Origin of the sequence: Affinundibacterium seohonense (genome assembly GCF_014284305.1) — a bacterium.
GTDB classification, from domain to species: Bacteria; Pseudomonadota; Gammaproteobacteria; order Burkholderiales; family Burkholderiaceae_D; genus Undibacterium; species Undibacterium seohonense.
The window spans coordinates 1-1,303 of record NZ_JACOFW010000067.1 but is presented as its reverse complement, the minus strand read 5'-3'; the positions used below and the strand labels follow the sequence as shown (position 1 = coordinate 1,303).

Here is a 1,303-nt window from a genome sequence, read left to right as displayed (position 1 = left end):
AATAATTTGCTTGACTAAGCTGTAGGGTGTTGCAGGGATTGGTTTACGAGTGTTAACCTCGGTTTGCCGACTAAAAAACCAAACCTGCAACATGTTTAGAATAACCAATTTTCAAGAAATAATGAAGGGGTTACCGCGAGGTTCCTTCGACGTGATTGTCAATAAACACAACGCGAACAAATATACAAAGCAATTTGGCTACTGGCAGCACGTTGTAGCGATGATCTATGCTCAATTGAGCGGTGCGTCGAGTTTGCGGGAATTACAAGCGGGTTTTAATGGTCACGTTACGCATCATTATCATCTGGGTGCTAGTGCGATCAAGAAATCGACATTAGCCGATGCCAATAACCAACGTAAAGATGCGGTGTTTGTCGATGTAGTGCAATTGTTGATGCAAAAGGCGAGTCGGTCAGTGCGTCAACAAAGTCAAGAATGGCTATGTTTGCTCGACTCAACACCAATTTTTTTGAAGGGTAGAGAGTTTGATCGCTGGACAGAGGAATCAAAAACACGACATACGCAAGGATTGAAATTGCACGTCCTGTACGACACGAAAGCAGAAGTACCGACATGGCAAAGTATCACGGCACCGAATGTGAATGATGTAACGAAGGCGTGGGATGTACCGCTACACAAAGGAGCGATTTATGTCTTCGATAAAGGCTATTGTGACTATGGTTGGTGGCGAGACATCGATCTAGCAGAAGCACAATTTGTAACGCGTTTTAAGTGTAATGCAGGCGTCAGTATCGAGAAAGAATTACCGATAGAAGTCGCGGATAAAGGCGTGGTCATCAGTGATCAAATCGTGCGTTTTAAACACAAGCATACGAGAGCGAAGTGCAAGTTGCATTATGAACGCCCACTACGTCGAGTGACGGTGATGAGGGAAGATAAGGCGACACCGTTGGTATTAGCAACGAATGATTTAACGAGTAGTGCGCGAGAGATTGCGCAACGTTATAAAGAGCGCTGGGGAATTGAATTGTTTTTTAAATGGATCAAGCAACATCTCAAGATCAAGAGCTTTTTTGGACGATCTGAGAATGCAGTGCGGATACAGTTATTGACCGCACTAATTGCTTATTTATTGGTTGCGCTACATAAGCAGACCCATCATTTGAAAGCGACTTTGTGGGAATGCTTATGCTTGATACGCGCTACGCTGTTTCAGCGTAAAGAGTTAGACGACCATCGTGAACAAAAACGACGACGAGAGGAACAAAGAATGTATCAATTTCAGATCGGATTATTTACATGACTATGTCAATAAAATTATTCCGGACAGTAGTGTGCGCAG

Annotated in this window: 1 protein-coding gene; it reads left to right on the top strand. The window is 43.5% G+C overall.

Annotated features, from left to right (window positions below; translation table 11 throughout):
• The first annotated feature begins 91 nt into the window (after positions 1-91).
• Positions 92-1,264, top strand: a complete 1,173-nt coding sequence (locus H8K52_RS20575) for an IS4 family transposase (protein ID WP_281388015.1) — start codon at positions 92-94, stop codon at positions 1,262-1,264.
• The last annotated feature ends 39 nt before the right edge of the window (positions 1,265-1,303 follow it).

What these genes read in the sequence shown, in the direction of transcription:
- H8K52_RS20575 (WP_281388015.1), top strand. Translation starts at nt 92, where the DNA reads ATGTTTAGAATAACCAATTTTCAAGAAATAATGAAGGGGTTACCGCGA.